The following is a 26,822-nucleotide window of genomic DNA, read 5'->3' as shown; positions in this document are numbered from 1 at the left end:
CACCTCCCCGGATGCCTCGGCGAGCACCTCTGCGAGCACCTCTGCGGGCGCCTCCGCGAGCACCTTCGCGAGCACCCCCAGACGCCCGCGCGGGCGCGCGCCCGGGCGCCGCCGGCCGTCAGCGATCGCGCTCCGCGTAGGCCGCGCGGGCCCGCCGCAGGGCGCGGGTCAGCACCGGGGGCAGGAGGTCAGCGGCCACGCGTCGCGACAGGCGGCGAGGCACCCTCGGGCTCGCGGCGGCGCCCTCCCCGGACTTCCCCGCCTCCCCCGGCCCAGGGGCGTACCGCGAGACCGGGACGCGGGGCGCGTCGGCCTTCTTCGCTCCCACCAGCAGCAGCCGCCGCCCCGCCACCTCCTGCCACTGCAACCAGCACTTGCCGCGCGCGGTGAGTGCCTCGTGCAGCGCGTCCTGCCAGGGCTCGGCGTCCCCCCACGTCCCGTAGAACTTGTGGCCCGAGACGCACACCGGCCGCAGCCCGCTCTCCAGCACCGCCTGCCAGGTCGCGCAGGCGACCCCTGGGGTGTGCTCGGAGCGGTAGTCGTCCAGGACGACGATCCCGTCGGGGCGCAGCACCTGCCGCGCCGCCTGGATGTCGCCGTTCACGTGTTCGTACAGATGTGAGGCATCGACGTGCACGAAGCGGCAGCTGTCCGCTGCGACCTCGCGGGGCACGGCCGTCGTGGGGGCCTGCACGATGTGGGGCAGTTCGTCGTGGAAGGACAGGAAGTTCGCCTCGAACGCGTGCCGGGTGAGCGTCGCGTAGGAGCCGCGCGTCTCGCGCCCGTTGGCCTCGTCCGGTGCGTCGGAGTCGAAGAGGTCGCACACGGTGAACCGCTCGTCCGGATGCTGCAGATAAGCCCCCATCATCACCGCGCTCTTGCCCATGTAGGCGCCCATCTCCAGCAGGTCACCGCGTCGGCGCAGCTGCCGCTGCCTGCGCAGGAACCAGTCGAAGAGGATGACGTCCGTGCGGTAGAACCAGCCGGGCACGTCGTAGAACGAACGCGGCGGCTCTGGCAGGTCCTGACCTTGCTGAACCGCCCCCGGGGCGGGTATGGCTGCGGTGCTCATGGGGAGGGGGTCTCCTCTGGTACGGAGCGTGCGTCGGGCCTGCGGCCCTGTATAGGCGGCCGGAGGGAGCCGGCGCACGTCCCCGGGGCGGTGGTGGGCAGAGCTTCCACGCCTCGCCGCTCACCGGCCACCCGTGATTCAGTCCGCGTTACGGGCCACCCGGCCCGCTCCCGGCCGGACAGCGTTACGGGCCACCCGACCACCCGGCCCGCCCCGGCCGGACAGCAGGGGCGGGCCCGTCCGTCCGGCTCCCCGCCGGGCAGTAAGGAGCGGGCCCGCCCGTCCGGCCTCAGCGCGTCATGCCGGTGCAGGTCAGCGACCCGCCCTCGGCGCCGCGCCCCGGACACAGCCAGCCCGGGAAGGGCGGCTCGGCCAGGGGCCGCAGGACGCGCCTCAGGTGCGGCGTGCTCAGCAAGGTGGCGAGCAGCGCCGCCACGACCGTGGTCCCCGCCACCGCGAGCAGCCCGCCGGCGAGCACCGCCTGGTACCAGCCGAAGCCCTCGACCGCCTTGACGACCAGCCCGTGCAGCACGAACGGGTAGAGCGAGCACGCGCCCAGCGCCGTGAACCAGGTGCGGCGCGCCGGCGCGAGCGCCAGGAAGGCGGCCACCAGAGCGGCGCCGATCCCGAACAGCGCCACCCGGACGCCCACATACTGCAACGGCGGCACGCCCAACTGCTCGTAACTCAGGTCCATCTGGAGCCAGCCACGGCTCACCCGGGGCGCCGCCCACCAGGCCCCGGCCGCAGCCGCCACCATCACCGGGACCGCCCAGCGGCGGGCTGCCGGGTTGCGCAGCGGGCGCAGGTGCTCGGGGCGCAGCCGCAGCCCGAGCACGAACCAGGGCAGGTACATCAGCGTCTGCGGCAGCGCCAGTTCGGGCCCCAGTTCGGTGAACCCGGCCAGCACCGACACCAGCGCCGCGAACGCGACGGGCCACCGCACCGCGCGCCACAGCAGAGCCGTCAGCCGCCAGACGAACAAGGCGACGAGGAACCAGCACAGGTAGCTCGGCTCGGTGGGGGTGATGGTGAACGGCCGGTTCCAGCACAGCGCGTAGACGCCGCTGTAGGCCGTCTCGAAGAGCAGGTACGGCACCAGCAGCCGCACCAGCAGCCTGCGGATCTGCTCGGGGCGGCCGGTGAAGCCGCGCGAGAAGTAGCCGCACAGCATCACGAGCGCGGGCGCGTGGAAGGCGTACACCAGCAGCCAGGCGGCCTTCACCTCCCGCATACCGTCGGCGACCGGGCTCCAGTTGTGCCCGAGCACCACCAGGACGACCAGCAGGAACTTGGCGTTGTCCAGGAACGGGTCGCGCCCGCCCGCACCGCCGGCCGCCGACACCGAGGAGCCACCGGCCGCGCGCCCCGGGCCACGCTCCGCCCGCCCGGCGGGCGCCGGGACGCTCGCGGCGGCGCGCGCCGCATCCGGCGGGGCTGCCGAGGCCGACGGACCCGCCGGGGCTGACGGGGCGGCCGGGGCTGACGGGGCGGCCGGGGCGGACGCGTCCGGCAGGGCTGCCGGGGCAGGCGGGGCCGTGCGTCCCTTGGTGCCCGCCGGACGGCTTCCCGTCGCCGCCGAGCCGTCCTTGACCGGCTCCGGGCGCCGCCTCGCGCCTGTCGTACGGTCCCTGGCACCCGTCGGACGGTCGCGCTCTCCCGCGGCCCCGGGCCGGGCGCGCGGGCCCGTCGCCCCGGACGAGGGGGCGGGCAGCGCCGGCCCGGCCGGGGGCGGCGGACCCGGCGGCCCGTCGCCCTCGGCAGGCGAGGGGAAGGGGGACGCGGGGTACACATCGGGGGGCGCGGCGGCGGTGCCGCGTGCCGCGCGGGTGTCGGTGAAAGATTCCCAGGCCATCACGCCGTCCTTGGCTCACTCGTTCCGGGCGAGCGCCGCCCGTGCCACGGCCGGTTCCGGCCGGGCACACGCGGCTCGATCAGGGGCCGCGCGAGCCGTCGTGCGGGCGCGGTCGAGAGCAGCACGGACGTGGCGGCCCCGCCGGTCAGCGCGGCGGCCCGGGAGGGCCCCGGCGGACGCGGCGGCGCGCCCTCGCCGACGGCGTGGGCCGCCGTGGTCAGCGGTCCGTGCGGCGGATACGGGTACAGCGTCGAGTCCCAGGGCACGGCCCTCACCGGCCGCGCATCCAGGGCCTCGAAGACCGGACACAGCACCGGAGTCGGCACCGGATACAGCACCGGCGCCGCCACCGGCCCGCGCGGCCACGCGGAACGCCCGCTGCGAGCGGGGGATCCGGTGCGGCCGACGCGATCAAGGCGCCCGGTGCGACCGGCGCGGCGGGTGCGACCGGACCGATGAGTGGGGCTGGTGGTGTTGGTAGTGCCAGTGATGCCTGCGGTTTCCGGGAGACCGGAGCCACGGGGCTCCCCGATCGACCCCCTCGGCCGCCCGCGCCCGAGGCACGTCAAAACGATGAGCCGGAATGTCGCACTGTCGGGAAACACGACCCCCTCCCGCCCCGCAGAGCCCCCTCCCCGCGCCCACGGTTCCGCGAATCCGGCCGCTCCGTCGGACGGGGCTGCCTCGTTGAACAGGGCCGCCGCCGTGCCCGGCAGGCCCGTCGCAGCGGGCCGGGCCGCCGTCCCGCCGGGCAGGGCGGCGGTGACCGGGGGGCTGTCGGCGCCGCCCGGCCTGTCCCGGTAGCTGCTCTCGGAGGCCATTGATCAGACAGTAAGCGCGGTCTCGCGACTCCTCGTCGCGGCATGCCGCCACGGGGCCGAAAGAGGGACAGACGAGTGTTAAGAGCGCACTAGCCCTCATATCGCTCATATCGCATCTCTAATAATCGATAGGAATAATGGCGCAACACGGACCAATTGCCGTCCCAGACGGCTCCACACGTGTACCGGCGGCCCCTCGCGACGCCGCCGGTGAGCGCCCCGTACCGCATCCCCCCGCACCGCACCACCGCACGCAACAGAAAGCGGAGCCCACGATGAAGATCGTGTTCCTGCTGGACAACGCCTATGGAATCGGCGGGACGATCAGGTCGACGGTGAACCTGTCCGGGGCGCTCGTCGAACGGCATCAGGTCGAGGTCGTCAGCCTGCGCAGGGCAATCGACGAGCCCGCGCTCACGTTCGACCCCCGCGTCACCATGACCTCCCTGATCGACCTGCGCCGCTCCTCGGACGTCTACGACGGAGACCACCCGCTCTACCGCCGGCCCAGCGAACGCTTCACCGAGGGCCACGACCACTTCGAGCGGGGCATCTCCACCCGCCTCGGCGATGTCCGCCTCAAGGAACTGCTCGCGGACCTGGACGCGGACGTCGTGATCGGCACGCGGCCGAAGATCAACGACTATCTCGCCGGATACGGCAGCGACCGCTACCTGCGCATCGGCCAGGAACACCTGACGCACGCCATGCACAGCGACCACATCCGCACCCATCAGGACAAGGCGATCGCACACCTGGACGCGTTCGTCACCGTCTCCTACGCGGACGCGGCCGACTACCGCGGCGCCCTCCCCGACGCCCCCGCGCAGATCGTCTGCATCCCCAACGCCGTACCGCCCACCGACGTGGAGCCCTCGGACGGGCAGGCCAAGCTGATCGTCGCCGCCGGCCGCCTCATCAAGGTCAAGCGCTACGACCGGCTGCTGCGCGCCTTCGCCCTCGTCTCACAGCAGCATCCGGACTGGTCGCTGCGCCTGTACGGCCGGGGCAAGCAGCACGCCCCGCTGCGCGACCTCATCAACGAACTCGGCCTCTACGACCGCGCGTTCTTGATGGGCGCCCACTCCCCCATCGAGACCGAGTGGGCCAAAGGCTCGATCGCGGCGGTCTCCTCCGACGCGGAGTCCTTCGGCATGACGCTGGTCGAGGCGATGCACTGCGGCGTCCCGGTCGTCAGCACCGACTGCCGCTACGGGCCCGGCGAGATCATCGCCAACGGCAAGGACGGGCTGCTCTCGCCGATCGGTGAGAGCGAGGAGTTCACCGTGCGGGCCTACGCCGACGCGCTGCTCCAGCTCATCGAGGACCCGGGCCTGCGCTCCCGGATGAGTCAGGCCGCGCTACAGAAGGCGGCCCGCTACGCACCGCAGCGCATCGCGGGCGAGTACGAACGCCTCATCGAGCAGCTGCTGACGAAGCGCCGGGGCGCCCACGCGGCGGTCGGCACCCTGAGCGAGTCCGACATCGCGGGCACGCTCAGTCCGGGGGCGGGCTCCCCGGCGCGCGCGACCGGCGCGGGCAACGCGACCGGAACGGACAGTACGGCCGGAGCCGCCGGCTCCGGTAGGCCGGGCGGCGCGGGCAGTTCCGGCGGGGCCGCCTCGGACGAGTCCCCGCAGCCCCGGCAGCCCCGGCAGCCCCTCACCCCGCGCCGGCTCCTGGCCCCGCTCCTGCGTCCGGTGCTGGCCGGCATCCGGAAGCGGAAGCAGAACCGGAAACAGAAGGCCGCCAACGGGCTCCCGCGACCGGTGGCGTGGGTACGGGTCGGCCGGGACGGTTCGCTGCTGGTCCGGCTGCGCGCCGACAAGCTGCCCGCCGGGCCGGCGGCGCTCGTGCTGTGCCCCCGGCGGCGGGAGGCGGTCGAGCCGCTGCGCGTGCCGCTGCCCCCGCGCGGCCACGCGGATGCCGGCGGCTGGGTGGAGGTCCGCGTCTCGCCCACGGTCGAGAGGATGTCCGAAGGGCGCTGGGACGCGTACGTCGAGCGCCGCCCGGACGGCAAGCGGAAGCGGGTGAGGGCCGCCATGGTGGAGACGGCGCGGCTGCTGACGCTGCCCGCGCCGCTGGACCGGGACGGGGCCTTCGCCCCGTCGATCCCGTATGCCACGAGCGACGGGTATCTCGCCGTGCGCACCTGGCACCGCTCCGGACACGCGGAGGTCACCTCGGTCGCGCTGGATCCGCAGGGCTTCGTCCTGCGGGCGAGGCTCTACGGCGAGGCGGCACACGGTCCGGCCGGCGAGGGGCAGGAGGGTGCGGGGCCCGTCCTGGTCGCCGTTCCGCGCGGGAATCCGGAGCACGCCTTCGAGTTCCCGGCCACGCTCGGCCCGGATGACGGCCTGCCCGGCGAACTCGGCGCGGACAACGGCCTGCTGGGCGGCCCCGGCGCCGACGGCCCCGCGACCCGCCGCACCCGCACGGGCCCCGGCAGCAGCACCGGCCACGGATCTGGATCTGGATCTGGATCTGGAACCGGAACCGGAACCGGAACCGGAACTACCGGCACCACCCGCCTCACCGGAACCGACGGGGGCGGCGAGCAGGAGCCCGGTGGCGGTCCGCACACCGTCACCGTCACGCTGCCCTACGAGCTGCCCGCCGCCTTCGCCGACGGCGCCGAAGAGGACGTATGGGACCTGTGGCTGCGTCCGGCGGAGGGCCGCGCGCCGGTCCGGCTGGCGCGGCTGCTCGGCGACCTGGCGGACCGCAAGAAGACCGACGTCTCCCCCCGCGCCCGGCTGGGCGGCAGCGACCTGGCCGTGCAGCTGTACTTCTCGCTGAACAACAACCTCGTCCTCACCCTCAAGCCCGTCCGCGAGGAGGCCCCCATGGCGCACGAGGGCACTGCCGGGGAGCGGCGGGCGAGTGCGGCCGGGGACGGTCAGAGCCCCTCGTCCTCGCCCAGCGCCTCGGCCAGCGCCTGAGAGCGGTTGCGCCCTCCCTCGGTCGCCATGTCGTCGGCGGCGTCGGCCGCATCGGCCGCGTCGGCGGCACCGGCGACATCGGCGTACTCCGGGCGCAGTTCGGCGTGCTCCGCCGCCCGCCGCGCCCGCTCCTCGCGGGCCTCGGCGTCGGCGGCGAGGGCGAGCACCGCGCGGTTGAAGCGCACGAGCGAGGGCGGCTCGGCCGGGCCGAGCAGCCGGGCCTTCAGCGCCGAGCGGGCCGGGGCCAGCAGGTCCCCGCCGGGAAGGCGTACGGCGGACAGCAGTTCGGGGACGCCCGCGCCGTCGGGCCCCAGGATCGTGGCGGCCCGGACGGTGGGGAAGGCGGCGCGGAAGTCCTCCTCGTCCAGGCCGCTGGTGTTGACGACGGCGTACGGTTTCTCGCTGCTGAGGTAGTCCGAGACGACGGAGGACACGTCGGAGACCAGCAGGTCCGCCTCGTTGAAGCAGCTGAAGATCGCCGGGCGGCTGCCGGTGACGACCTGGTGCTCCCATGCCGGGAGCGACGCCCAGAAGGCCGCCTCCCACGCCTCCGTCGCCTCGGCGACCGCCAGGGCCCGGCCCGGTTCCGGGGCGGGCTGACGCAGCATCCGCTCCACCTCGTCGGCGTCCGGCCCGAAGGTGGCGCGGGTCAGCTCGTCCAGCCGCCGGGCCGCGGCCTCCAGCGCGGCGAGGGCCTCGCGGTCTGCCCGGCCGCCGTTCGGTTCGCGCACACGTTCCCGTGCCCGCTGCTCGGCGGCCCGCGCGATCAGGGCGCGGATGCGCCGGTCGGCGGCGCCCGCGCGCGGGTCCACCGAACCGGTCATCGGGTGCGGCTTGTAGAGCAGCCGCACGCCGGGGTCGGCCAGCAGCGCCGTGACGATCGCCTCGCCCGCCAGCAGCACGGAGGTGTTGCCCGGATCGTCGGTCCAGCCCTCCCAGGTCGGCGCGTACAGCACCGTCAGGAAGTCGCGCGGGTCCGCCACCGCCACCGGACGTGCCCGTGCTGCCTCATGTGCCCCTGCCGCCCCACGCGTTCTCGCCGCCTCGTGCGTTCCCGCCGCCCCCCGCGCCCGGGTCGGCTCGATGGAGGCCAGCTGGGGGCGGCCGACCTCGACCACGTCCTTGTCCTCCACGCCGATGTCGGCTAGCGCGTACCGCTCCCGGGCCGCCTCGCCCGCGACCCACACCTGGTCGTACGCCTTGGCATAGGGATTGCAGGAGGAGAGCTTGTCGCTCTCGCCGTGGTTGATGAAGGCATGTTTGAGCGTGGGGATGCGCAGAACCTGAGAGGTCTTCCCCGAGTTCGCCGGATGGAGCAGCACTTTGAGCGTGGAGTGCTCCAACCGCATCAGATGGGCGACCTTCGGCACACACAGGATGGGCACGTCGGTGGCCTCGATCTTCTGCACCATGAAGCGCTCACGCAGCACGATCAGCGGCCTGCCGTCCAGCTGGGCGAGCGTGGTCAGCCACATGTTCGCCTGGTAGGCGGAGGCGTTGCCGCCGGAGAAGTACAGGCCCACCGTCGGCCGGTATCCGGCCAGCCAGCCATCCAGCCAGGCCAGCGCCTCCTCCTCGCCCACCACCCGCTTGCCCGGGAGCAGCCAGGTGGCCAGGTACGCCGTCCCGGCCAGCAGCCCGGCGCCGCAGCACACGGCGACGGCCTGGGCCCACAGCGGCTCCCCCGTCCCGGCCGACACGGCCATCCCGGCCGTCGTCAGCGCTCCGACAGCGGTCAGCCGCAGCGCCCCCCGGCGTACGAACAGCCCCGGCGGCCCGGCGCTCGGCCGCAGGCCCGACGCGTCGATGTTGCGGGTGACGACGGGCAGCCGCCGCCGGGTGCGCACCGCGCCGGCCACGGACTGGCACAGGAAGTGCAGTACCCAGCAGCCCAGCACGGCGGGCAGCAGCCAGCCGCCCGGCCCGCCGGGACGCGCGACCCCCAGCCCGGCCAGCCCGCCCAGCAGCAGCGCGTCCCGCACCAGCTGCCGTACGGGGGCCGTGCACTGGGCCCGTGCCAGCCGCCGGACCAAAGCCCGCTCCCGGCTCAGCACCAGGACCTCGGCCAGGACCGCCAAGACCGCTCCGGCGATGACCAGGGCGGTGCCCCGGTCCACGATGCCGAAGGTCTGGAGGACGTACCCGGCGGCCAGCAGGGCCAGTGCCGCGCAGGACTCAGCGGTCTCACGCGCCGATCGCGCGCTGAACCGTTCCTCGTCCGCGCTCTTCACCACCGCACCCACACTTCACCGTAGGCGCGGCCCGGCCATCCCGTCGCGCGGCACACCCCCAAACGCGCGGACGGCCGCCGTGGCGGGGAAGCGTTGGGAGCCAGTTCCCGCCACGGCGGCCGTACGGCCCCGCTGCCTGCCGCTTCCCGGTTTTCCGCCTTCATCCGATGAAGCCCGTGTTGCGCCTTCACCCGGTGAAGCCCGAGCCGCCTTCTCCCGGTGGCGCGTTTTCCGCCCCCATCCGGTGCCGGGTGTACCGCCGCAGACTCCAGCGGCACACCCGGACGGGGGGACACCCGGCGGGGGCACACCCGGCCGAGGCCCCCGGCGCGGGGTGCGCCCGGCCGGACGGCCCGGACGGCCGGAGACCAGCGACCCGGCGGCGACCCGGTGGCGACCGGCGGCCTGGCGGCCGGAGCCGTCAGCGGTTGCTGCGCAGCAGCGTCCTCATCGTCCGCATGGCGACCGACAAGTTGGCCAGGTCGAAGGTCTCCGACGACTGGATCTCATCCAGCGTGGCCCGGGCCCGCACGAGGATCGCGCGGTTCTTCTCCTCCCACGCCTCGTACCGCTGTTCGGCGGACGCGGCGCCGTCCCCGGCCGCCAGGATGTCCGCCGTCAGCAGCTGGTGCGCGGCGTAGAGGTCCTCACGGATGGAGGAGCGGGCCATGGACTGCCAGCGGTCGGCGCGCGGCAGTTCGCTGACGCGCCCCTGGAGCTGGGTGATGCCGAGCCGGTCGGCCAGGTCGAAGTAGACCTGGGCGACGGCCATCAGATCCGTGTCGGTGCGCCCCGCGACGGCCACCACGTCCAGCGCCGAGAACGCCGCCGAGGAACCCGCCAGGCGCAGCGCCAGATCCGAGGGGACTCCGGCATCCGAGAGCTGGTCGTAGATCTTCTGGTGCCACTTGAGGTCGTCGCCCTTGAGCAGCTTGGGCAGCTCGGCCCAGACCGCCTCGACGCGCTCGGAGAACAGCTCGATGGTCTCGGCCAGCAGCAGCGGCTGGGGGCGGTTGTTGAGCAGCCAGCGGGTGCCGCGCTCGACGAGCTGCCGCGAGCGCAGCCGGATGCCGGTGAGAACGTCGGCGTCCACCTTGTTGTCGAGCGCCTCGGCCTCGTCCCAGATGTCGCCCAGCCGGAAGATGGCGCGGGCCGCCGTGTGGGCGCGCACGATCTCCTCGGTCGCCGCACCGGATTCTTCCTTCATCCGGTGCACGAAGGTCGAGCCCGCGGTGTTGACCGTGTCGTTGACCAGCACGGTCGTGACGATCTCCCGCCGCAGCGCGTGCGAGTCGATCTGCTGTCCGAAGCGCTCGCGCAGCGCCTTGGGGAAGTAGGCGTAGGCCAGCCGCTGGAGATAGCCGTCATCCGGCAGCGAGGTCCCGATCAGCTCACCGGTGACCATGATCTTGGTGTAGGCGAGCATCACGGCCAGCTCCGGCTGGTACAGGCCGTGCCCGGCCGCGAGGCGCTCGCGGATCTGCCGGTCGGTGGGCAGGAACTCCAGACTCCGGTCGAGCTTGCCCTCCTTGGACAGCCGCCGCATCTGCCGCTGGCTGGCCAGCAGCAGGCTGGGGGCCTGGGCCATCGAGTTGGCCAGCGCCGCGTTCTGCGCGTAGTTGTTGCGCAGCACCAGCGCGCCGACCTCGTCGGTCATCTCCGCCAGCAGCGAGTTGCGCTGCTTGACGGTCATATCGCCCTCGGCAACGACCGCGTTCAGCAGGATCTTGATGTTCACCTCGTGGTCGGAGGTGTCCACTCCGGCGCTGTTGTCGATCGCGTCGGTGTTGATCCGGCCGCCGCCCGCGGCGAACTCGATCCGGCCGAGCTGGGTGCAGCCCAGGTTGCCGCCCTCGCCGACGACCTTGACCCGCAGGTCCCGGCCGTCCACCCGGATGGCGTCGTTGGCCTTGTCGCCCACATCGGCGTGCGACTCGGCCGACGCCTTGACGTAGGTGCCGATGCCGCCGTTCCACAGCAGGTCCACAGGGGCGCTCAAGATGGCGCGCATCAGCTCGGCCGGGGTCATCTTGCTGACACCCGGCTCGATGCCGAGCGCGGCCCGCACCTGGGCGTTGACCGGCACGGACTTCGCACTGCGGGGGTGGATGCCGCCGCCCGCCGAGATCAGGTCCTTGTCGTAGTCGGCCCACGAGGAGCGGGGCAGTTCGAAGAGGCGGCGCCGCTCGGCGTAGGAGGTGGCCGCGTCCGGGTTCGGGTCGAGGAAGATGTGCCGGTGGTCGAAGGCGGCCACCAGGCGGATGTGCTCCGAGAGCAGCATGCCGTTGCCGAACACGTCACCGGACATGTCGCCGACGCCGACGGCGGTGAAGTCCTGGGTCTGGGTGTCGTGGCCCAGCTCCCGAAAGTGCCGCTCGACCGACTCCCAGGCGCCCTTGGCGGTGATGCCCATGCCCTTGTGGTCGTAGCCGGCCGAGCCGCCGGAGGCGAAGGCGTCGCCGAGCCAGAAGCCGTAGGAGACGGCGACCTCGTTGGCGATGTCGGAGAAGGTGGCCGTGCCCTTGTCGGCGGCGACCACCAGGTAGGTGTCGTCGCCGTCGTGCCGCACCACGTCCCGGGGGTGCACGACCTCGCCGCCGACCAGGTTGTCGGTGATGTCGAGCAGGCCGGAGATGAACGTCTTGTAGCAGGCGATGCCCTCGGCCTGCCAGGCGTCGCGGTCGGCGGCCGGGTCGGGCAGCTGCTTGCCGACGAAGCCGCCCTTGGCGCCCACCGGCACGATGACGGTGTTCTTGACCTCCTGCGCCTTGACCAGGCCCAGGATCTCCGTACGGAAGTCCTCGCGCCGGTCCGACCAGCGCAGCCCGCCGCGCGCGACCTTCCCGAACCGCAGGTGCACGCCCTCGACGCGGGGCGAGTAGACCCACACCTCGTACTGCGGGCGGGGGGCCGGCAGGTCCGGGATGGCCTGCGGGTCCAGCTTCATGGACACGTAGGTGTGCGGCCGGCCGTCATCGGCCGACTGGAAGTAGTTGGTGCGCAAGGTGGCCTTGATGACCGTGAGGAAGGAGCGCAGGATGCGGTCCTCGTCCAGGCTGGCGACCTGGTCCAGCGCGCCGTTCAGCTCCTCCAGGATGCCGTCCGTCAGCTCGTGGCCGGCGCCGGTGCGCGCCGGGTCCAGCCGGGCCTCGAACAAGCTGACCAGCAGCCGCGTGGTGTGCACGTTCCCGCGCAGGGTGTCCTCGATGTAGGACTGGCTGAAGGTGGCGCCCGCCTGCCGCAGGTACTTCGCGTAGGCCCGCAGCACCATCACCTGCCGCCAGGTCAGCCCGGCGGACAGCACCAGCGCGTTCAGCCCGTCGTTCTCGGCGCGGCCCGTCCAGACCGCCGAGAACGCCTCCTGGAAGCGCTCGCGGGTCTCCTCCCCCGGCCCCTGCTTGCCCTCGGGCATCCGCAGCCCGAAGTCGTAGATCCACGCGTGCGAGCGGTCGGCGCAGCGCAGCTCGTACGGCCGCTCGTCCACGACCTCCACACCCATGGCCTGGAGGCCCGGCAGCACCGCCGAGAGGGAGACCGGCCGGCCCGTACGGTAGATCTTGAACCGGCGCTCGCCCCGCGCGGCCCCCACCGGCTCGTACAGGCTCAGCGAGAAGTCGCTCTCGTCGCCGCCGCGCGCCAGCTGCTCGATGTGCTGGAGGTCGGCGACGGCGGTACGCGGCGAGAAGTCCGCCTTGTAGCCCTCGGGGAAGGCGTGCGCGAACTTCTGCGCCAGTTCGGCCGCCCGCTCCTCGCCGCACTCGGCGATCAGCGCCTCGCTGAAGCCGTCGGCCCAGGAGCGCGCCGCCTCCGCCAGCCGCGCCTCGATGCGGTCGGTCTCCCGGTCGGTCAGCTCCGCCAGCTCGGCACCGGACCGCACCCGGATGACGAAGTGCAGCCGGGAGAGGACCGATTCGGTGTTCCAGGCGGTGAAGTCGACGCTGGTGCCGTTCAGTTCCTCGGTGAGGATGTCCGTCAGCCGCAGCCTGACCCCGGTGGTGTAGCGGTCGCGCGGCAGGTAGACCAGCGCCGAGTAGTAGCGCCCGTACTCGTCCTTGCGCAGGTAGAGGCGGAGTTTGCGGCGCTCTTGGAGGTAGAGGACGGAGGTGACGATGTCGCGCAGCTCGTCCGCCGAGGTCTGGAACAGCTCGTCGCGCGGATACGTCTCCAGGATCTGGAGCAGGTCACGGCCCGCGTGGCTGTCCGGCGTGAAGCCCGCGCCCTCCAGCACCTCGGCGACCTTGCGCCGGATGACGGGCACGCGGCGCACCGACTCGGTGTAGGCCGCGGAGGAGAACAGGCCCAGGAAGCGCCGCTCCCCGACGACATTGCCCTCGGCGTCGAACTTCTTGACGCCCACATAGTCGAGGTACGAGGAGCGGTGCACCGTCGCGCGGCTGTTCGCCTTCGTGAGCACCAGCAGCCGGTGCTCCCGCGCCTTGGCCCGCGCGTCCGCCGGAAGGCGGTTGAACGAGGGAGAGACCGGATGCCCGCCCACGGAGCTGTGGTGCGGGTCGGAGCGCAGGATGCCCAGGCCCGTACCCGGCACGGGGTTGAGGCTCAGATCCTCGCCCTCCTTGCCGTCGGCGCCGTCGGTGGACTCCTTGTCCTCGGCGCCCGCCTTCGCACCGGATGCCTTGACGTTCTTGCCGGCCTTGGACGTCTTCCCGCCCTTGGCCGCCTTGGTGCTCTTGGCCGCCGCCTTGCCGTCCTGGGGCTCGCCCTCGGCGTCCAGTTCGTACTCGCGGTACCCGAGGAAGGTGAAGTGGTCATCGGCCAGCCAGCGCAGCAGCTCGCGGGCTTCCTCGATCTCGTCGTCGGGCAGATCGTCGGTGGGCTCGTCCGCCAGCTCGTCGGCGATGCGGAGCGCCGCGCCCTTCATCTTCTGCCAGTCCTCGACGGACTCCCGCACATCCGAAAGCGTCCGCAGCAGTTCGGAATTGATCTGCTTGAGATCGTCGCGGTCGGTCTCGCGGTCGATCTCGACGTGAATCCAGGACTCGACGACCGCGTCGTGCGGCAGCTCCTCGCGCCAGTTCGGCGTTCCGGCAGGCGTCGCGAGGTCGTCGCGCCCGGTGGCGAGCACCTCCAGCAGCTTCCCCGCCAGATCCCTGCGCACCACCATCTGCGGGTGGATGACCGCGTGGATGCCACGTCCCTGCTTGGTCAGCTCATTGGTCACCGAGTCGACGAGGAACGGCATGTCGTCGGTGACGATCTCGACGACGGTGTGCGTGTTCGACCAGCCGTTCTCGTCGATCGAGGGGGAGTACGCCCGGACGTTCGCCGTGCCCTGCGGCCGGTCCTGCGCGAGCCGGTAGTGGGCGAGAGCGGCCCCGAGAATGTCGACCGGATCGCGGTCGGCCAGGTCCTCCGGCGCCGTGTGCAGGTAGTACCGCTGGAGATACGCACCAAGGGCGTCGTCCGCAAGCCCTCGTACCGGGTGGTGTCCCCCGGCCGGGCTCTGTTCAGCCACCCGGGCGGCTTCTGCCAGCCGCTCGGCTTTCGCTTCATCCAGCTTGGTCTGCATGTCCTCTGGCTCCTGTCGCGCGCCGTTGCGTGACGTTGGGGTGGTGAAGGCACGGCTTCGGAACGCGGGGTCGCCGCTCGGGTCCGCCGCGGTGCCGGGAGATACGACCAGCGGCGCCCCGCACGCTGTCACGCGGGGGGCGCTGAGCGGAGGCTCGCCCGATGGCGGACCCTCCGGTGGATATCGCGCTGATCACGTGAGCAAGGCTATCGCCCCCGCCACCACGAGCGGCATGGGCCTTATGCGTGCCATGTGTACAACAAGACGACAAGCACTGCGCCGTTTCGGCCACCCCGACAGCGACGGCGAGTGAGCGGACCTTCACGGGCCGCCCTCGGCGCTCTCCGCCACGAGGCGCTCGGCCGTCTCCACCGCCTCGGACAGGCTGTCCACCACGGGCACCCCGGCCTCCTCCAGGCTGCGTCTGCTGTGGGAACCACCGGTGAACAACACCGCCCGCGCCCCCGCGTGCGCTGCCGCCAGGGCGTCGTCCACCGCGTCCCCGATCACCACCGTCCTGGCCGGGACGACCTCCTGGAGCGCCGCGAGGTGGCGCACCATCTGGGCCGCCTTACCGGCGCCGGATCGCCCGACCGAGCCGTCGATCCGCAGGAAGTGCCGCTCGATGCCGTAACCGCGCAACAGCGGCAGCAGCCGCTCGTGCGGCGCCAGCGAACACAGCGACTGCGTACCCCCGGCCGCCCCCTGGGCCGCCAGCAGCTCGGCAGCCCCCTCGGCGAGCCCGGCGGCCGGGGCGAGCTGCCAGTAGTACCGGTGGAAGGTCGCGTCCATGACCTCCCACTCGCCGTCGGTGGGCAGCCGGCCCATCAGCCGCTCGTAGAAGCGCCGCACCGGCACGCAGTACAGCTCCCGGTACCGCTCCAGCGTGATCGCCGGAAGCCCCAGCTCCTCGAATGCCGCGTTCGTCGCCTCGATCACCGTATGGATGTCGTGCAGCAGCGTGCCGTTCCAGTCCCACACAAGGTGGGCGCGACGACGCCCCGGAGCGCCGCCCCGGCCGTCATCGCCGCCGCCCGCGTCCTCCGCGCTCTCCTGTCCTCGGACCATGCATTCGACGGTACGTCGCGGGTGTGACAGCGCGCACCGGATTCCGCCGGACCATTACCCCGCACGGTCAAGAACCCGCAGGTCAGGATGGGTACGGCGAGGGTACGGAGCCAGGGAAGCCCCGAGAAAGGGACGGTGCGGAGACGGGCAGGACGCAGCCGAAGAGGGCGGGCTCAGCCAAAGAGGGCGGGACTCGGCCCAAGAGGGAGGGCTCAACCGAGGAGGGCGGGACTCAGCCCAGGGGCGCGGGACTCAGCCCAGGAGGGCGGGGATCTCCTGGGTGGCGAACCACAGCAGCTCGTGCGCCTCCGCGCCGTCCACAGCGTCCCGTGCGCCCTCGTCCTGCTTCTCGTACTGCTCCTGCTCCCCTGCTCCGGCGGCCCCGGCCCGGTCGGCCACCGCCCTCAGCGCGTCCGCCGCCGCGGTCACGTCCGCCCCCGCGTCGTCGGCGTCCACATGGACGGCCGCCGCCTTGGCCATGGGTACGGCGGCACCCAGCCGGACCCTGCCGACAGCCGCCCCGTCGGCCCCCTCGGACCGGCCTTCACCGGCACCGCCGGCCGCCTCGTCCGGATCCGCCGCGACCTCCGCGTCCGGCACCTCGACGGCGACGACCACCCTCCGCCCGGACCCGGCCTCGCTCCGGGACGCCTCCGCAAGCAGCCGCAACGAGGCCCGCGCCGCCTGGCCGAGCGCCGCGTACTCCAACTCCTCCTCGTCGTCGGAGGCACACCACTCGCGCAGCCCCTGGGTCACGGCGTACGCCTCAAGGGGGCCCGGCCCCAGTTCGCCGGCGTCGTGCGCCCGGCTCAGCGCGGGCAGGGTCGAGGGGAGATAGACACGCATGTCTGCCGCTTTCGTGTATCGCCGGACCGTCGGTGCCGCCAGCATACGGGCCGCCGCTCATCGGCGGCGCTGCCAGAGGCCGCGCAAAGCCGCAGGTGGACGAGGCGTGATGACAACCCGCGACGCCGAGGTAATCCGGATAGGTGAACCGTTCCGGGCCTTCTGGGGGCACACCCCCGCCCGTTGCGGCCGGGAGCGCGGCGCGGCTAGAACCGTTCCCAGCCGTCCAGTTACCGCCCGGTAGTCAGTCAGCCCTCCGGGCCCGGCCATTCCACGGGGGACCACCAGCCCATGACCACGAGCACCGCATCCTCGGCGCCCGGCCGCCAGCCGCGCAGGCGCGGCCCGCGCCAGACCTCGACCCGCCCGCCGGGCAGGCGCGACAGCCGCCGCCCCGCCGACTCGGCACTGCGCGCCGCGGCCCACCTCGCACGTGAACGCCAGCCGCCGTTCTGGTTCGCCCGCCGACTGCTGCTCGTCCTCAGCGGACAGTGCCCCGTCCACACCCTCCTCGCCCACGCCCGCGGCCCGGCCTACGACCGTCTCAGCGCCCTCGCCCCCGAGGCACCGCTCCGCCCGCGCGGCACGGACCGCTCGACGCCCGCCGTCCTGGAGGCCCGCGGCACCCAGCCCCGCGAGGGCGTCATCGAAGCCTTCGCCCGCATCACCACCGGCGCCCGCCAGCGCGCCATGGCCTTCCGCCTGGAACTCTGCCCCGACAACCGCTGGCGCTGCACGGCGATCGAACTCGACACCACACACTGACCCCGGGACCGGTCCAGCGGGGCCCGGCACTGGCTGAGACCGCGCCCCAGGGACGAGGCCCCATGCCGGACCACTCCCCCCACCGGTGCCGACCCGATCCCCGTACTGGGCGGGCCGGCGTGCTGAGATGCTCCGGGTCCCTGGGGCGCGGTCTCAGCCGGCAACGCGGCGGGCCGGACGCGGTCGCCGGCCGGAGTCAGCGGGGCGTTACGTGGCTCGCGAGGGCCCCTGAGCTCCGGCAGTGGATGTCGCGATCCACACCGAGCCAGAAGGCCCTCACCTTTTGTTCCCCGCCCGGATCAGGCGTGCCACTGTCACCGACGTGCAGGGACCACACACCTGACCGCGCTGCCGGGGCGCCGCACGACGCCGGACCGGTCATCCACAGCCGGGCACGACCCGACGAACCTGATCACCGGACTACGGCTGAAGGGACGGATGGAGCACAAGAGCCGGAAAGCGCTTGCCCTACCCTGCGTGTTTCCCGTTCGGTGATGGCGTCGGCGAGGCCGTCGGCCATGGCGGTCCAGCTGGAGTCCTGGATGTGTGTCTGGTCGTGGGCGGTGGATTGGTTACGGCCGACCACCGTGCCGACGCCGAGGTAGTCGATGACTTTGCCCTTGTGGACGCCCAGAAAGCCGTTCGCTCCTGCGAAGGATTCGATGACATGGTCGAATGCGGCGGCGGTTGTGCTGAACCGGTTGCCGCCTGTCGCCCGCAGTCCGGTGATGTAGGCGCGTATGCCGACGGCTTTGACAAGGTCACAGAAGTGCTCGTGCTTGCGGGACAGCTGCGTCCCCCGCAGGCTCTTGGCGAAGGCACCCTGCGTGGTGCTGTAGTCGGTCCTGCCGATGACGGCGTCCATGAAGTGGTTCAGCGGGGTCGCCGACCCGCTCGGCCCCGGCGGATAGCCGGGCGGCGGAACGGTCCAGGTGACCAGCGTCTTCGCCCAGTCCACCGGATCGCAGTAGGTACGGCTCTTGCGGCTGGGGCTGACCCGGCTGAATGCGGTCTTCGCCGCCCGTGCGCACCGGGCGATCTCCTCAAGTTCCCTGGCGACCTGTTCGCAGCCGTCAGGACCTTCCTGATGGATGGCGTCCGCTATGCGGCACGCCGATCCCACGACTGGTGTGATCGCGGCATGGATGTCAATGAACGACGAGGTGAAGACCCGTTCCACCTCGGAGCCGTAGGCGGGCACGAGGGGGCGAACCGTCTCGTTCGAGATGTTTGCGACATCGTAGTCGCCGTCCGCTCCGACGTGGCCGGCGTCGAGGAAGGTGAAATTGTTGAAGACCCAGTCCTCGATCGTCAGCCCCGGACCGCTGCGTCCCAGGCGCCGGCACACCTCGTCCCAGGGCCGTCTGATCGCCTCCGGGAGCTCGTCGGGGATGTCCTTGTTGCGGGGGACGAACATCCGGTCCACCCCGAACCGCCAATAGGAGTGGGCCAGCATGCCCAGCAGCATCGCCGCCCGCTTCAGGTCACGGTCCGGGAGGCTCACCGGATCCGACGGAAGGAGGGGGATGGATGCGATGGTCTTACGCGTCGTGGGGCTGAAAGAGAGAGCAGGCAGATCGCGGGCCGTCTGCTCCCATGCCTCGTACTGAGGCGGAAGGGCGCGTGTCCGTATCCGTCGGGGCAAGAAACCGTGACTGACCGTCAGGTCGCCGTCGTCCCAGGCAGGCTCCTTCTCACACTGCATGACGTAACGGCAAGTCGCACTGGCGTGGCCGTTCGCGGAGTTCATCTCAGGCCCTTTCGTCGGCTGCCTGGTATGTGAACCAGAAACTTTCTTCCCGCTGTGTCCAGTCCTCGATGTGCTGGAGGGCCTGCTGGATCGCTTCACCCGTTTTCTGCGGTGCGCTGTCCGGGCGTTGGCCGGCGGCCACTATTCGGAGCAGTGAGTCCAGCATCCCCGTCGTCGATGTGTGGATGTGCTCGACCAGGGAGAGCATCCGGCTCTCGTCCGCGGTCATCAGCAGTTCGGAAATGCGGCACTCGATCTTCCCGAGCAGGAGGTCGCGTGATTTCTGCTCGCCCGCCGGGGGCGGCGGGCCCACCATGTCGACGAGTCGGCGGCGGAAGGCAGATGAATGGTCGGCGACGAGGTGTGCGAGCCCCTGCCCGTAGTACGCCAATTGCAGGTGCGCGGGCCGGTCGGTGTCCCGCTGGACCTCGAAGGAGTTCCGGACCAGGAGGATGTGCTCGGCCAGCCGGCCCAATTCCTGCGCAAGGGGCGGCAGATCGGTTGGTTTCTCCAGCGCGGCCACGGACATTCCGGCCAGCCGCCGCGTGACCGAGGCGCGTTGGTGCGCGGGTACGTGGTGGAAGTCGGCCGAGACGTCCAGCCCCACACCGGCCAAGAGCACGGCGCACCCTCCGGGGTGACGCTCGACGAATTCGCCGACGTCGATCACCCGGCCGTTGATGATCAGCCACTTTTTGTGGCGGGTGACCTCCTCGATGACTTCTGCCGGTGTCACAGGGCCGCCTTCCGTGCCCATGGCCTCGATCGGGCTCCGGCTCGGTCGCACCCCGGACGCGGGTGGGCAGGAAAAGGGGTACCCATGCCAGGAACCGTGAGACCGACATTTTGCGTCATAGCATAAGAACGCAGGGAAAAGCCCATGATCTGGCTCCCATTGAAAGGAATGGACGTCGCAGAGCTGTCGTTGAGCCTTGGCGAAGCAGCGGCGCCCTCATCGGGCCGACTGGTCGGCCTCGGGCTTCAGCGCGCGCCGGAGAAGGGCGAGCTCTCGCCCTGATTCATGTACACATCATGCAAAGCCGCCCGGGAGAGGGTCAATGCTTTCCGAGGGCCCTCGAAAAGGGACGTCCGGGGCGCCTGAACAGGGGTTGTCCAAGGCGACACCGACACCTGCGTGCTTTCCGCGGAGCGCATTCTGTTGTGCGTGCGCACATCGCCCTTGGCGTACGAGTGGCATAAATTCAGGACAATTCACCGGAAAGATATAGCCACCCGAACCACGGTGGCGACCACTGAACACCTGCGGCGACAGCACGGGAAATATCGCGTCAACCCGGAGCATAATCACCGCAGTCGGACATTCGATATCAGGCGCGGGCAGAAGGGATCTGAAGCTCACCGCGCCGAGCACACCGGCGGACCTCCTCGGCGGAGATGATGAACCACTTGGCCACCGGTCCCGTTTAAGCGGCCGGAGCCTCCACCACAGGAGCAGGCGGCGGCTACTCGAATCCCTTTCGCCATCACTGATACATGTGAGTACGGTGCCCCGGATGTCCCTTATCGCGGTCGTCGAATATCACAGTCTTTTGCGTCGTGGACTGGAAAGCCTCATCTCCGGCCAACCGCGACTGAATCTCGTCGCCGTGGTGGCGGAGCCCTCGCAGATCGAGCAGCCGTGGACGCAGGCCGACGTGATCCTCTTCGGGCCGCATCCGCACGCGGCACCTCCCCTCGACGAGACGATCGGCGAGCTGGCCGACTGTGGGCGGGTGCTGCTCATCACCAGGCCCGCCGACCCGGGGCTCGTAGCACTCGCCCTCCAATCCGGTGCCCACGGCTGCGTCGCCGAGCACACCGAAGAAGACGAGCTTCTGCGCGCGGTGGACACGGTGGCCCACGGCGGGATCCATATCGCGGCAGAGCTCGCGGCGGGCCTGCGTGACGAATTGCGCAAGCCGCCCGCCGTGGCCCCCTCGACGCTCGCGCGCCGGGAGGTCGAGACGCTGCGCTGGCTCGCCGCCGGGTTCACCCACAGCCAGATCGCCCGGCGCATGGACCTCACCGAGGCAACCGTCAGCACGTACGTGAAACGCATCAGGAGCAAGCTCAACGTGGGCAACAAGGCCGACCTGACGCGCAGGGCGATCGAGCTCGGGCTGCTCCAGGAGGAGCCGGATCCGCTGGTGGCCGGTAACAGCCAGCGGATCCGGCGAATACCGTCGGCGGCGGGTGACCGGCGACCACCGGGTACAGCGGGCACCGCTGGCGGCCTGAGCCCGTCGGCGGGCGCGGTCACGTTGGCTGACCGGGCGGGATGAATTCTGGGCGATCATGCTGGAGGGGTTGTCCGTGGGGGACAGGTCGCTGTCGTACAAGGGGCACCGCTAGCCGGTCGAGGCCGTCTCCCACAGCGTATGGCTGTACTTCCGGATCCCCGCTCATCCTCCGCGAGGGCGAGGTGCGTCGATGACGAGACTGGCGCGCATGTGCGGCGATCACCCAGCCGGCCACACGGCGCGAGGCGATTACGCCGCGAGATGTGAGGGTCGACGTATACGGCACCCAGGGCGACGGAAAAGTCGCCACCCGCGTGAGACTCGCAGTCGTGACGAGTCTGGCCCTGGACGCGCAGGGCGACCTCTGCTCCACCGATACAGCCGACTGTCGCGTGCGAAGGTGGCGTACAAGACGCGCGCGCACCTCTCACGACGAGAGAGCGACAACCAGCGGGAGGCCGAGCCCGGCCCCGCTTTCCGCAAGCCACTCACAGCGACCGCCACCCAGGGCGTCAACGGCTCGCCGCTCCCGTGTGTCTGCCCGTGCTTTTCATCTTCTCCGGCCGCACGGGTTCCCACTTCCCCGGCGACGTCACCGCTGCGGAAGCCGTTACCGACGCCCACGGCCTCGCCACAGCCCCCGCACCGACCGCGGGCCCGCGCCCGGTGCGGTGACCCACACCATCGAAGCCCACCACAACCCCGGCAGCGACCCAGCCCGCTACCAAGCCGAAGTCCTCCGCGGCTTCTGACCCGAGGAGCAAGCCTCCAGCACTTCGAGCACGACTTCGCCTCCGCGGCGTCGGGCGTCCGGCTTGTGGATACGGTCCGCGCTTCCGCCGGGGTGGGCGGCGGCGGTGAAGGTGGCCGACACCGCAGCGCCCCGAACAGGTGCGCCGGGATAGAGCTTCGCGAGCTTGTCCACCAGCCGGGCACAGGCGTCGCGCTGCTGCCCTCCGGCGATGCGTCGGAGGGCGCGGAAATGCGTGCCGGATGTGGCCACATGCTCGAATCGGCGCACGCCGTGCTCCTTCTCCTGTCAGGCGGAGCGTCAACAAGCCGCGCTGCAGACGGTGTTCGGCAGCATCCACCCGGGCAGGCAACAAGTGGACCTGTTGGTGCTCACGTGGGGGTGACCGATGGTGAAGGTCGGAGCGGGAGCGTTGTTCCTGTTCTGCTACGTCGATGTCCTTGCTGTTCTGGCCATCGCAGACTGGATTTCCCATGTCGGTCCCCCGCTGCTCTACGGCGGTCCGATCGCTTTCGTCGCGGGGCTGGTCGCGCCTGCTGTGCATGATGCCCATGTGCGGAATCAGGAGCGCGGCGCGGGCCCCTAGGTCCCCCTCGTCCAGAGGCTCGGCCCTCATAGCGCGGCTCAGCGTCCATCGGAGAGCGACCGTCCTGGGGGCCGCACACAGCCCTCAACCCACGAATCCGCGAACAGCAGGCAGCAGGCAGCAGGCAGCAGGCAGCAGGCAGCAGGCAGCAGGCAGCAGGCAGCGGTACGCATATGGCCGGGGGCCGGACACTCTCAAGGTGTCCGGCCCCCGGCCATGTCAACGGTGCCGGGGCCGCGCGCTCCCCGGGTCACCTCACTTCCGCTTCTTGCGGCCCTTCTGGGCCTTCCGCCGCTCGGCGCGCGTGAGGCCGTCGGCCTGGGAGCGGACCGGGCCGGACTCGTCGCCGTCGGTACCGGAGCCCGTGTCCATCTCGCCCTCGACGACCCCGCCCTCGGCGGTCGGCGCGGAGAAGTGCAGGCGGTCCGGACGCTGCGGCTGGTCCAGGCCCTTGGCGCGGATGGCCGGGGCGGGGCCGGAGCCCGCGCCCGCCGGGACCGCTTCCTTGTCCAGCGACGGCGCGGACGAACCCGGCACCGCGTCCTCGACCGGCACCTCCTCGACCTGCTGCTCGACCTGGACCTCCAGGTTGAACAGGTAGCCGACCGACTCCTCCTTGATGCCCTCCATCATGGCCTGGAACATGTCGTAGCCCTCCCGCTGGTACTCGACCAGCGGGTCCTTCTGGGCCATGGCACGCAGGCCGATGCCCTCCTGGAGGTAGTCCATCTCGTAGAGGTGCTCACGCCACTTGCGGTCCAGCACGGAGAGCACCACGCGCCGCTCCAGCTCGCGCATGATGTCGGCGCCCAGCTCCGCCTCACGGGCGTCGTACTGCTCGTTGATGTCGTCCTTGATGGAGTCGATGATGAAGTCGGCCGTGATGCCCTCGCGGTCGCCCGCGGCCTCCTCCAGCTCCTCGATCGTGACCTTCACCGGGTAGAGCTGCTTGAAGGCGCTCCACAGCCGCTCCAGGTCCCACTCCTCGGCGAAGCCTTCGACCGTCTCGGCCTGGACGTACGCCTCGATGGTGTCGTCCATGAAGTGGCGCACCTGCTCGTGCAGGTCCTCGCCCTCCAGGACGCGGCGGCGCTCGCCGTAGATGACCTCGCGCTGCCGGTTGAGGACCTCGTCGTACTTGAGGACGTTCTTGCGGATCTCGAAGTTCTGCTGCTCGACCTGGGACTGGGCGGAGGCGATGGCCCTGGTCACCATCTTGTTCTCGATCGGGACGTCGTCGGGGACGTTCGCCATCGACATCACGCGCTCGACCATCTGCGCCTTGAACAGCCGCATCAGATCGTCGCCCAGCGACAGGTAGAAGCGGGACTCGCCCGGGTCGCCCTGTCGGCCGGAACGGCCTCGCAGCTGGTTGTCGATCCGGCGGGACTCGTGCCGCTCGGTGCCCAGCACGTAGAGGCCGCCCAGCTCCTTGACCTCGTCCACCGCCGCCTTGACCGACTTCTCGGCCTTCTCCAGCGCGGCGGGCAGGGCCGCGGCCCACTCCTCGACGTGCTCGTTCGGGTCCAGGCCCTGGGCGCGCAGCTCGTTCTCGGCCATGCCCTCGGCGTTGCCGCCGAGCTTGATGTCCGTACCACGGCCCGCCATGTTCGTCGCGACGGTGACCGAGCCCTTGCGGCCGGCCTCGGCGACGATCAGCGCCTCGCGCTCGTGGTTCTTCGCGTTCAGCACCTGGTGCGGGACGCCGCGCTTGGTGAGCTGCTTGGAGAGGTACTCCGACTTCTCGACGGAGGTGGTGCCCACGAGGATCGGCTGGCCCGTCTCGTGCTTCTCCGCGATGTCGTCGACGACCGCGTCGAACTTGGCGACCTCGGTGCGGTAGATCAGGTCGGCCTGATCGACGCGGGCCAGGGCCCGGTTGGTGGGGATGGGCACGACGCCGAGCTTGTAGATCTGGTGGAACTCGGCAGCCTCGGTCATCGCCGTACCGGTCATACCCGAAAGGGTGTCGTAGAGGCGGAAGAAGTTCTGGAGGGTGATCGTGGCGAGCGTCTGGTTCTCGTCCTTGATCTCCACTCCTTCCTTGGCCTCGATCGCCTGGTGCATGCCCTCGTTGTAGCGGCGGCCGGCGAGGATACGGCCGGTGTGCTCGTCGACGATCATGACTTCGCCGTCCATGACGACGTAGTCCTTGTCCTTCTTGTACAGCTCCTTGGCCTTGATCGCGTTGTTGAGGTAGCCGACCAGGGGGGTGTTGACCGACTCGTAGAGGTTGTCGATCCCCAGCCAGTCCTCGACCTTGGCGACACCGGCCTCGTGAATGGCGACGGTGCGCTTCTTCTCGTCGGTCTCGTAGTCGCCGGTCTCCGGCTTCTGGGTGCGCGGGTCGCCGGGCTCGCCCTTCTCCAGGCGCTTCACGAGCTTGGCGAAGTCGCTGTACCACTTCGTGGCCTGGTCGGCGGGGCCGGAGATGATCAGCGGCGTACGCGCCTCGTCGACCAGGATCGAGTCCACCTCGTCGACGATGGCGAAGTTGTGGCCCCGCTGCACCAGTTCGTCCTTCGACCACGCCATGTTGTCGCGCAGGTAGTCGAATCCGAACTCGTTGTTCGTGCCGTAGGTGATGTCGCAGGCGTACTGCTCACGGCGCTCGGCCGGAGTCATGTTCGCGACGATGCAGCCGACAGTGAGCCCGAGGAAGCGGTGGACGCGGCCCATCCACTCCGAGTCACGCTGCGCCAGGTAGTCGTTGACCGTGACGATGTGCACGCCCTTGCCCGAGATGGCGTTCAGATACGCGGGCAGGGTGCCGACCAGCGTCTTGCCCTCACCGGTCTTCATCTCGGCGACGTAACCGAGGTGCAGCGCCCCGCCGCCCATCAGCTGTACGTCGTAATGCCGCTCGCCCAGCACCCGCTTGGCAGCCTCACGCACGGTCGCGAAGGCTTCCGGCATCAGATCGTCCAGGCTCTCGCCGTTGGCATACCGCTCTTTGTACTCGTCCGTGAGGGCTCGCAGCTCGGCGTCCGACAGGTCGATGAAGTCCTCTTCGATGGAATTCACCTGCCGCGCGATGCGGTCCAGCTTGCGCAGGATCTTCCCTTCACCTGCACGCATGAGCTTGCCGAAGACGGACACTTAGGGTGGCTCCTTGCCGGTCGGGCCTGGCACGGTCTGCACGGTCGGTGCGCGGACGCGCGGTCCTCTCCTTGCTGAGGGCCTTTGCCGCACCGGCCATCGTATGCGAGGGACGACTGCCCCTGTACCCCCAACGTGCCGTAGCCCCGGAAGGTGCCGACGGGGCCCGGCGGCACAATCAGGATATGGAACCCCTCACACTGCGCACAGAGCGGCTGCTGCTCCGCCCTTTCGAAGAGCGGGACGTGCAGGCGGTCGCCACGGCCTGTGACGATCCCGAGATCCAGCGCTTCCTCCCGGTTCCCGAACCGTACACGCTCGCGGACGCCGGAGAATTCGTGCTGCGGACGAGCCCGGCGGGCTGGCGCGAGGACACGATGTACAACTTCGGCGTCTTCACCCACAGCGGCGAGCTGGTCGGCTCGATGGGTCTCGTACGCCTCGCCCACCTGCGCACCGCCATGCGCCAGGCCGAACTGGGCTTCTGGACGGCCCCGGGACAGCGCCGCCGCGGCTACACGGCCGAGGCGGGCCGGGCCGTCGCCGGCTGGGCCTTCACTTCGCTCGGCGTCGAGCGGCTGGAGTGGGTGGCACAGGTGGAGAACGAGGGGTCACACGCGGTCGCCCTGCGCCTCGGCTTCGTCGAGGAGGGCATCCAGCGCGCCCGCATCGTGCACCGGGGAACCCGCCGCGACGCACGCATCGCCGCCCTGCTGCCCTCCGACTGGGGCCACCCCCAGGAGACCCCCTACCTGCCCTCGGGCCGCGCTTAGGGGCTCTCGTTCGGCTCTTCGTGGATCAGGCCGCGGCGTCAGATGCGGTGCATCGCAAGGCGGAGGAGCTTCCTCGTACTGGGCGTACTGGGCGTACTGGGCGTACTGGGCGTACTGGGCGTACTGGGATGCTCCGACAACGCGGCGAGGCGCCGTAGCTGTCCTCGCGGACGCGCGAAGATCCACACGAGAGACCCCAGGGGCCGACGGGACCCCCGACACCCACGGTTCCGGCCTGCCCGCGGGGCCCCCGCAGGACGTCCGCACGGCCGCCGAGCCCCGAGCCCCCGGGGAGAGCGGGGAGCCGAGACCCGGGCGCGGGGAGCCGGTAGCTGGAAGCCGGGACCTCGCGGCCGGGGGCGGACGTCGGGGGCGGGGACGGCATCAAGGGGCCCAGCGGCGGGCGTTGGGTCCCCCTCGCGGGCGACCGGTCGGGGCCTGCCCCCTCCCGAAGTGGCCGGATCCACTGTCAGTGCCCGCATCTATGGTGTGCGCC

The 26,822-nt window shown here is 71.3% G+C and carries 16 protein-coding genes; 5 read left to right on the top strand and 11 right to left on the bottom strand.

The annotated features are described in order from the left end of the window. Positions 1–118: 118 nt before the first annotated feature. From ABD339_RS29890 to ABD339_RS29880, 3 genes are all read right to left on the bottom strand, one after another. Complete coding sequence (locus ABD339_RS29890; protein ID WP_344570278.1) at positions 119–1,072, bottom strand: class I SAM-dependent methyltransferase; 954 nt, start codon at positions 1,070–1,072, stop codon at positions 119–121. A 289-nt stretch (positions 1,073–1,361) separates the two neighbouring features. After that, positions 1,362–2,927, bottom strand: a complete 1,566-nt coding sequence (locus tag ABD339_RS29885) for an acyltransferase family protein (protein ID WP_344570277.1) — start codon at positions 2,925–2,927, stop codon at positions 1,362–1,364. Further along, positions 2,927–3,265, bottom strand: a complete 339-nt coding sequence (locus tag ABD339_RS29880; protein ID WP_344570276.1) for a hypothetical protein — start codon at positions 3,263–3,265, stop codon at positions 2,927–2,929. Before ABD339_RS29880 ends, ABD339_RS29885 begins: the two co-directional genes overlap by 1 nt. 758 nt (positions 3,266–4,023) lie before the next feature. Between ABD339_RS29880 and ABD339_RS29875 the strand changes: the two genes are divergently transcribed. Beyond that, a complete protein-coding gene (locus tag ABD339_RS29875; RefSeq protein ID WP_344570275.1) occupies positions 4,024–6,690 on the top strand; it encodes a glycosyltransferase family 4 protein in 2,667 nt (888 codons plus the stop codon). Here ABD339_RS29875 and ABD339_RS29870 read toward each other — a convergent pair. The 4 genes from ABD339_RS29870 to ABD339_RS29855 form a co-directional block, all read right to left on the bottom strand. Further along, a complete protein-coding gene (locus ABD339_RS29870; protein ID WP_344570274.1) occupies positions 6,648–8,924 on the bottom strand; it encodes a hypothetical protein in 2,277 nt (758 codons plus the stop codon). The genes ABD339_RS29875 and ABD339_RS29870 overlap by 43 nt on opposite strands. Before the next feature lie 418 nt (positions 8,925–9,342). Further along, positions 9,343–14,448, bottom strand: coding sequence for an NAD-glutamate dehydrogenase (locus ABD339_RS29865; protein ID WP_344570273.1), 5,106 nt, complete (start codon positions 14,446–14,448; stop codon positions 9,343–9,345). A gap of 321 nt (positions 14,449–14,769) precedes the next feature. Further along, positions 14,770–15,516: an HAD family hydrolase gene (locus tag ABD339_RS29860; RefSeq protein ID WP_344570272.1), complete on the bottom strand. Its 747-nt coding sequence runs from the start codon at positions 15,514–15,516 to the stop codon at positions 14,770–14,772. Positions 15,517–15,768: 252 nt separating this feature from the next. Next, positions 15,769–16,362 (bottom strand): DUF6912 family protein, encoded by a 594-nt coding sequence (locus ABD339_RS29855; RefSeq protein ID WP_344570271.1) that lies wholly within the window; start codon positions 16,360–16,362, stop codon positions 15,769–15,771. 291 nt (positions 16,363–16,653) lie between these two features. Here ABD339_RS29855 and ABD339_RS29850 point away from each other — a divergent pair, with 291 nt between their 5' ends. Beyond that, positions 16,654–17,127: an Rv3235 family protein gene (locus ABD339_RS29850; RefSeq protein WP_344570270.1), complete on the top strand. Its 474-nt coding sequence runs from the start codon at positions 16,654–16,656 to the stop codon at positions 17,125–17,127. A 412-nt stretch (positions 17,128–17,539) separates the two neighbouring features. Here ABD339_RS29850 and ABD339_RS29845 read toward each other — a convergent pair whose 3' ends face one another. Both ABD339_RS29845 and ABD339_RS29840 read right to left on the bottom strand, forming a co-directional pair. Then, positions 17,540–18,832 carry a PrnB family protein gene (locus ABD339_RS29845; protein WP_344570269.1) on the bottom strand — a complete coding sequence of 431 codons (1,293 nt, stop codon included), beginning with the start codon at positions 18,830–18,832 and terminating at the stop codon, positions 17,540–17,542. Between the two features lie 46 nt (positions 18,833–18,878). Beyond that, positions 18,879–19,613, bottom strand: coding sequence for a cytochrome b5-like heme/steroid binding domain-containing protein (locus ABD339_RS29840; RefSeq protein ID WP_344570268.1), 735 nt, complete (start codon positions 19,611–19,613; stop codon positions 18,879–18,881). Between the two features lie 778 nt (positions 19,614–20,391). On the opposite strand from ABD339_RS29840, the gene ABD339_RS29835 reads away from it, so the two are divergent. Then, the gene (locus tag ABD339_RS29835) at positions 20,392–21,159 is read left to right on the top strand and encodes a LuxR C-terminal-related transcriptional regulator (protein WP_344570267.1); all 768 of its coding nucleotides are present in this window, start codon (positions 20,392–20,394) and stop codon (positions 21,157–21,159) included. 679 nt (positions 21,160–21,838) lie between these two features. Here ABD339_RS29835 and ABD339_RS29830 read toward each other — a convergent pair. After that, on the bottom strand, positions 21,839–22,138 hold the full coding sequence (locus tag ABD339_RS29830) for a hypothetical protein (protein WP_344570266.1): 300 nt from the start codon (positions 22,136–22,138) through the stop codon (positions 21,839–21,841). A 118-nt stretch (positions 22,139–22,256) separates the two neighbouring features. Between ABD339_RS29830 and ABD339_RS29825 the strand changes: the two genes are divergently transcribed. Continuing rightward, positions 22,257–22,454 (top strand): hypothetical protein, encoded by a 198-nt coding sequence (locus tag ABD339_RS29825; protein ID WP_344570265.1) that lies wholly within the window; start codon positions 22,257–22,259, stop codon positions 22,452–22,454. A gap of 255 nt (positions 22,455–22,709) precedes the next feature. Here ABD339_RS29825 and secA read toward each other — a convergent pair whose 3' ends face one another. Then, a complete protein-coding gene (gene secA / locus ABD339_RS29820) occupies positions 22,710–25,553 on the bottom strand; it encodes a preprotein translocase subunit SecA (protein ID WP_344570264.1) in 2,844 nt (947 codons plus the stop codon). A 185-nt stretch (positions 25,554–25,738) separates the two neighbouring features. Between secA and ABD339_RS29815 the strand changes: the two genes are divergently transcribed. Next, the gene (locus ABD339_RS29815; RefSeq protein ID WP_344570263.1) at positions 25,739–26,326 is read left to right on the top strand and encodes a GNAT family N-acetyltransferase; all 588 of its coding nucleotides are present in this window, start codon (positions 25,739–25,741) and stop codon (positions 26,324–26,326) included. Positions 26,327–26,822: the final 496 nt, after the last annotated feature.

The sequence above is a fragment of the Streptomyces axinellae genome (assembly GCF_039532135.1).
GTDB lineage: Bacteria > Actinomycetota > Actinomycetes > Streptomycetales > Streptomycetaceae > Streptomyces > Streptomyces axinellae.
This window is presented reverse-complemented; position numbering and strand designations above follow the sequence as displayed.